Source organism: Serratia sp. N21D137, assembly GCF_047530005.1.
Lineage (GTDB): Bacteria > Pseudomonadota > Gammaproteobacteria > Enterobacterales > Enterobacteriaceae > Chania > Chania fonticola_B.
This window is the reverse complement of record NZ_JBLJAJ010000035.1, coordinates 38,312-44,929: the sequence shown is the minus strand read 5'-3', so window position 1 is coordinate 44,929 and position 6,618 is coordinate 38,312. Positions and strand designations below refer to the sequence as shown.

Annotated in this window: 4 protein-coding genes; all 4 read left to right on the top strand. The window is 55.7% G+C overall.

All coding sequences use genetic code 11. From position 1 onward, the window contains the following. Positions 1-1,476: 1,476 nt before the first annotated feature. The 4 genes from ACMV5H_RS21870 to astB are packed head-to-tail and all read left to right on the top strand — an operon-like array spanning position 1,477 to position 6,616. Positions 1,477-2,691, top strand: coding sequence for an aspartate aminotransferase family protein (locus ACMV5H_RS21870; protein ID WP_414822462.1), 1,215 nt, complete (start codon positions 1,477-1,479; stop codon positions 2,689-2,691). Between the two features lie 50 nt (positions 2,692-2,741). Next, complete coding sequence (astA, locus tag ACMV5H_RS21865; RefSeq protein ID WP_021805657.1) at positions 2,742-3,776, top strand: arginine N-succinyltransferase; 1,035 nt, start codon at positions 2,742-2,744, stop codon at positions 3,774-3,776. Further along, positions 3,776-5,248 carry a succinylglutamate-semialdehyde dehydrogenase gene (gene astD, locus ACMV5H_RS21860; protein ID WP_414822461.1) on the top strand — a complete coding sequence of 491 codons (1,473 nt, stop codon included), beginning with the start codon at positions 3,776-3,778 and terminating at the stop codon, positions 5,246-5,248. The genes astA and astD overlap by 1 nt, the downstream gene beginning before the upstream one ends. Positions 5,249-5,275: 27 nt before the next feature. Continuing rightward, positions 5,276-6,616: an N-succinylarginine dihydrolase gene (gene astB, locus ACMV5H_RS21855; protein WP_115158072.1), complete on the top strand. Its 1,341-nt coding sequence runs from the start codon at positions 5,276-5,278 to the stop codon at positions 6,614-6,616. The last annotated feature ends 2 nt before the right edge of the window (positions 6,617-6,618 follow it).

Here is a 6,618-nt window from a genome sequence, read left to right as displayed (position 1 = left end):
GAAGAACAGCAATCTCCACTCTTAACTCCAATGTTAGCATCGGCAGCTCGCTTAAAACTGCCAGTTTTACCCATGGTGGGTCCATTTTACATTGGCATGTGGGTCATTTTTACATCGGCGCTAACACTTAAGGTTGAGGAGGAACATTGAGTACGGGGTAACTTATCAGTGTAGTCAAAGACTGGGGGTGTGCCCTCACCCCAACCCTCTCCCATAGGGAGAGGGAGCTGATAGCTCCTGCTCATTTGGAAGTAAAGTGGTCCTCTCAGCAAACTCATCTCTCAGGCAAAGGTGAATCACCACAGTTTCAAATCCACTCGATCGGCCCCCCAACAAAAGGACGAACACCCAGATAAATTGTGGCACGGACTGTCCCCGGTCTGTACGCCCATAGGGAGAGGGAGCTGATAGCTCCTGCTCATTTGGAAGTAAAGTGCTCCTCTCAGCAAACGCATCTCCTCATGCAAAGGTGAATCACCACAGTTTCAAATCCACTCGATCGGCCCCCAACAAAAGGACGAACACCCAGATAAATTGTGGCACGGACTGTCCCCGGTCTGTACACCCATAGGGAGAGGGAGCTGATAGCTCCTGCTCATTTGGAAGTAAAGTGGTCCTCTCAGCAAACGCATCTCCTCATGCAAAGGTGAATCACCACAGTTTCAAATCCACTCGATCGGCCCCCAACAAAAGGACGAACACCCAGATAAATTGTGGCACGGACTGTCCCCGGTCTGTACACCCATAGGGAGAGGGATCTGATAGCCCCTGTTCATTTGGAAGTAAAGTGGTCCTCTCAGCAAACTCATCTCCTCATGCAAAGGTGAATCACCACAGTTTCAAATCCACTCGATCGGCCCCCAACAAAAGGACGAACACCCAGATAAATTGTGGCACGGACTGTCCCCTCTCCCTGTGGGAGAGGGTTAGGGTGAGGGGCATTTTGCTGCGCTAAATGAGGGCGCATTGCACAATTGCGGTGCAAAAGGGCCCCGATCCCGCCATCTCACGCAATTATTTTTGCGAGCAGGATCAGAAAAACGGAAGAATTTTGCGATTGAATAGGATTTCTCCATCGCTGATGATTTTAGGCCCTATTTTTGCCATTAATCATTACAAATGCATAATTATTGAATATTTATGCATTATAACTCCTTGTTTTAACGAAAAAAATTGGTAAATCCGTCAAAAACCCCGTTCTGGCACGATAGCTGCTCTACACTATTTATCAAATGGGCTGTATTTTAACTACTCGTTAACATTTATTCCCCGCTACGGGGCGCTAAATGCGGCATTAATAGTGAATAACCGATTTTATGTAACAGGTTTGTATCTGAATAGGCGGCGCTGAGCAGCATTATCGTCGGCCAGAAAAGACACCGGATAATAGGGTTAATTTGCTTTTTCGCCGGCCTTGCGCCACCAGAGCGGTCCTTACCGCCAAAATTCAGCCTTTGCTGACGTTATGAGGTCATTATGGAACAGCCAATCGCAGTTACCCGCCAGTCTTTCGACGACTGGATGATCCCGGTTTATGCCCCTGCGGACTTTATTTTGGTGCGGGGAGAAGGCTCACAGGTTTGGGATCAGCAGGGGAAATCCTATATTGATTTCGCCGGAGGCATTGCCGTCAACGCCCTGGGCCACGCCCATCCGCAGGTGTTGGCCGCGCTGGTCGAACAGGCCGGCAAGCTTTGGCATCTGGGCAACGGTTATACCAACGAGCCGGTGTTGCGCCTGGCCAAACAGCTGATTGATGCCACCTTTGCCGACAAGGTATTTTTCTGCAACTCCGGTGCGGAAGCCAACGAGGCCGCGCTGAAGCTAGCGCGAAAATATGCACTGGATAGTGGTAACAGAGAAAAGAACCACATCGTCGCGTTCAATAACGCGTTTCATGGTCGCACCCTGTTTACCGTTTCTGCCGGGGGCCAACCAAAATACTCACAGGATTTTGCGCCACTGCCTGGCGGTATTACCCACACGCCGTTTAACGATCTGGCCGCCGCTGCTCAGGTGATTAACGACCGTACCTGCGCGGTGATCGTTGAGCCGATTCAGGGCGAGGGCGGTGTGGTAACGGCGCAACCGCAATTCCTGCAAGGGTTGCGTGAACTGTGCGATCGCCACGGCGCACTGCTGATCTTTGATGAGGTGCAAACCGGCGTGGGCCGAACTGGCTCGCTGTATGCCTATATGAATTACGGGGTGGTACCGGACGTGTTGACCACCGCCAAGGCGTTGGGCGGCGGTTTCCCGATCGGTGCGATGATCACCACCGACAAACTGGCAAAAACGCTGGGCGTCGGCACTCATGGTACTACCTACGGCGGCAATCCGCTGGCAGCGGCAGTGGCTGGGGTGGTGTTCTCGCTGATTAACACACCGGAGGTGCTCGATGGGGTGAAGCAGCGTCTCGAATGGTTTATCGCCGGGCTGACGGAAATCAACCTACAGTATCCGATCTTTAGCGAAATCCGCGGGGCGGGTCTGTTAATTGGTTGCGCTCTGAACCCGGAATATGCCGGTAGAGCCAAGCAGATCACCCAACTGGCTAACGAGGAAGGGGTGATAGCCCTGATCGCGGGTCCGGACGTGGTGCGCTTTACGCCTTCGCTGATCATCCCGGAACAGGATGTGAAAGAGGGGCTGGCGCGATTCGCGCGTGCTGTGGCGCGGATTTGCAGCTAATCAAGGCGGCTGCGCCCGGTGCGCAGCCGATGACTTCCGAGGTTCGCATTATGATGATTATCCGCCCCATAGAGCGTCGTGACCTGGCTGACCTGCTGACGCTCGCCGGTAAATCCGGTATTGGCCTCACCTCTTTGCCGCAGAATGAAGAGACGCTGTCGGCACGTATTGAGCGGGCGTTAAAAACCTGGCAAGGCGAACTTCCCCAAAGCGATCGCTGCTATCTGTTTGTGATGGAGGATACCGAACGGCAACAGGTCGTTGGCGTCAGTGCGATCGAAGTCGCGGTTGGGCTGACCGAACCCTGGTACAGCTTCCGCGTCGGTACCCAGGTGCATGCCTCAAAGCAGCTTAATGTCTATAAATCGGTGCCAACGCTGTTTTTAAGCAACGATCATACCGGTCATTCGGAACTCTGTACGCTGTTTCTCGATCCGGACTATCGGCATGGTGAGAATGGCAAGCTGCTGTCAAAGGTTCGCTTCCTGTTTATGGCCGCATTTCGCAATCAATTCTCCCGCAAAGTGATAGCGGAGATGCGCGGTTATTCCGATGAAAATGGCCGTTCCCCCTTCTGGGAAAGCGTTGGCCGCCACTTCTTTTCTATCGAGTTCGCCAAGGCGGACTACCTCAGCGGCACCGGGCAAAAGGCGTTTATCGCCGAACTGATGCCAAAACACCCGCTGTATGTCGACTTTCTGGCCGAAGATGCGCAGAAGGTGATCGGCGAGGTTCACCCGCAAACCGCACCAGCGCGCAAGCTGCTGGAAGCCGAAGGGCTGCGCTATCAGGGCTACGTCGATATCTTTGACGGGGGCCCGACGCTGGAAGCCGAGATCGACGAGATCCGCGCGGTCAAGCGCAGCAAACTGGTGAAGGTGGTGCTGGATGAGGCACAGGTATTCAACGAAGCCCCAGCCTACCTGGTGGCCAACGACAACTATCAGAATTATCGCGCCCTGTTGGTGCATGCCCAACTGCATGATGATCGCCTGCGTATCAACGCCGAAACGGCAGCGGCGCTGGGCGTCGAGCAGGGGAGCCCGGTACGGGTCATCAAGCTTATCGCTCAGGAGAAAGTGTAATGTCGCATCCTGCATTGTTAATTAATGGCGTCTGGCTGGCTGGCCGAGGCGCTGAGTTCAGCAAAACCGATCCGTTGGATAACCTACCGCTATGGCAAGCCAATGCGGCCAATATTGACGACGTGGCTGCGGCCTGCGCAGCTGCACGCGAGGCTTTTCCTGCCTGGGCTCGCACGCCATTTGCGCAGCGCGAACAGTTGGTAAAACGCTTCGCGGCGTTACTGGAAGAGCATAAACTGCATCTGGCCGAGACCATCAGCCGTGAAACCAGCAAACCCCGCTGGGAAACCTTGACCGAAGTCCAGGCGATGATTGGCAAGGTGGGCATTTCATTACAGGCCTATCAGGCACGAACTGGGGTGACGGAAACCGCGATGGCCGACGGAGCCTCGGTGTTACGGCATCGGCCGCACGGCGTATTGGCGGTGTTTGGCCCGTATAACTTCCCTGGTCACTTACCGAATGGGCATATCGTTCCGGCGCTGTTGGCGGGCAACTGCGTGGTGTTCAAACCTAGCGAATTGACGCCGTTAACGGCGGAGGTGACGTTACAGCTATGGCTGCAGGCGGGGCTTCCGGACGGGGTGATCAATCTGGTACAGGGTGGGCGTGAAACCGGTGAGGCCTTGGCAAGCTGTGCTGATATTGATGGGCTGCTGTTTACCGGCAGCGCAGGCACCGGTTATCACCTGCATCGCCAGTTGGCCGGTCAGCCAGAAAAGATCCTGGCGTTGGAGATGGGTGGCAACAATGCGCTGATCGTCGAACAGGTTGAAGATTGTGACGCGGCGGTGAATCTGGCCATTCAATCGGCGTTTATTTCTGCCGGGCAGCGCTGTACCTGTGCTCGCCGCATCTTGGTGAAAAATGGGCCGCAGGGTGATGCCTTTATTACACGCCTGGTTCAGGTGGCATCTACACTGCGCATTGGCCGTTGGGATGCTGAACCTCAGCCGTTTATGGGCGGGGTGATTTCCTCCTCTGCGGCAGAGAACATGCTGGCAGCTCAGCACCATCTGTTGGCATTGGGTGGCAAAGCCTTGTTGACCATGAAATCGCTGGAGAGCGGTAGTGCGTTATTAAGCCCTGGGATTATCGATGTGACCGGCGTGGAGGACGTGCCAGACGAAGAATATTTTGGCCCACTGACTACGATCATTCGTTACGACCATTTCGACCAGGCGTTGCGCATGGCTAATAACACGCGCTATGGCCTGTCTGTCGGGCTGGTGTCCCCGCAGCGGGAGCAGTTCGAACGGCTGCTGCTGGAGGCGCGAGCCGGTATTGTCAACTGGAACAAGCAGCTGACCGGGGCTTCTAGCGCAGCACCTTTCGGTGGTGTGGGGGCATCCGGCAACCATCGGCCAAGTGCGTTCTATGCGGCAGATTACTGCGCCTGGCCGATGGCGTCGCTGGAAAGTGCCAGCCTGACGCTACCCACCAGCCTGTCACCGGGCCTGATATTTAACTGAGCGTTCGGCAGTTTATAGGAGAGAAAAATGTCCGGATATGAAGTCAATTTCGATGGGTTGGTTGGCTTGACACACCACTATGCCGGGCTGTCGTTTGGCAATGAGGCTTCGACGCAGCACCGCAACAGCGTGTCGAACCCCAAGCTGGCGGCAAAGCAGGGGCTGCTGAAAATGAAAGCGCTGGCGGATATGGGTTTCCAGCAGGGCGTGTTGCCACCGCAGGAACGGCCTCATCTCCCCACGCTGCGCAAATTGGGCTTCAGCGGTAGTGACGAGAGCGTGCTGGCCCAGGCGATGCGAACCTCACCGCGCCTGCTCTCGGCGCTTAGTTCGGCCTCATCCATGTGGACGGCCAATGCCGCGACGGTTTCGCCTTCGCCAGACAGTCAGGATGGGAAAGTGCATTTCACCGCCGCCAATCTGAATAACAAATTCCATCGTGCGATTGAGGCCGAAACCACCTCCAGCGTGCTGCGTGCCATCTTCAATGATGAGCAATACTTTGCTCACCACGATGCCTTACCGCAGGTAGCACTGTTTGGAGATGAGGGCGCTGCCAACCATAACCGCCTCGGGGGCGACTATGCCAAACGCGGGGTGCAGGTCTTTGTGTATGGCAAGCAGGAGTTTGGCGGGGAAAGTGCCCCCACGCGTTACCCAGCTCGCCAGACGCGCGAGGCCAGCGAGGCGATCGCCCGTCTGCATCAGTTGCACGAGCAACAAACGGTATTTCTGCAACAGAATCCGGCGGTGATCGACCAGGGCGTTTTTCATAACGACGTGATCGCCGTCAGCAATCAGCAGGTGCTGTTCCATCATCAGCAGGCGTTCCTGCAACAGCAGCAAGGGCTGGATCAAATCCGCCGTAAGATGGCCTTGCTGGAGACGGAACTGGTGGCGATAGAAGTGCCAACCTCCCGTGTCAGCGTGGGGGATGCGGTGGCGACCTACCTGTTTAACAGTCAGATCCTGACCAAAGCCGATGGCAAGATGATGATCGTGGTGCCGGAAGAGTCCCGCCAGCATCCGGGCGTTTGGCATTATCTGTCGGAGATGGTGGCCAGCGGTGGGCCAATCGATGAGATCAAGGTGTTCGACCTGCGCGAAAGTATGCGCAACGGCGGCGGCCCGGCTTGCCTGCGTTTACGCGTGGCGCTGAACGATGCCGAGTTGGGGGCGGTGAACCCACGGGTGATGATGAACGATACGCTTTTCGCCACCCTGAACGACTGGGTAGACCGCTATTACCGCGATCGCTTGGTACAGGAGGATCTGGCAGACCCGCAACTGCTGCATGAAGGGCGTGCGGCACTGGATGCTCTGACTTCTATCCTTGGGCTGGGTAATGTTTACCCGTTCCAACAGTAACC

Excerpts from the sequence above, each read along its gene's own strand:
- ACMV5H_RS21870 (WP_414822462.1), top strand. The coding sequence starts at position 1,477 with ATGGAACAGCCAATCGCAGTTACCCGCCAGTCTTTCGACGACTGGATG.
- astA (WP_021805657.1), top strand. The coding sequence starts at position 2,742 with ATGATGATTATCCGCCCCATAGAGCGTCGTGACCTGGCTGACCTGCTG.
- astD (WP_414822461.1), top strand. The coding sequence starts at position 3,776 with ATGTCGCATCCTGCATTGTTAATTAATGGCGTCTGGCTGGCTGGCCGA.
- astB (WP_115158072.1), top strand. The coding sequence starts at position 5,276 with ATGTCCGGATATGAAGTCAATTTCGATGGGTTGGTTGGCTTGACACAC.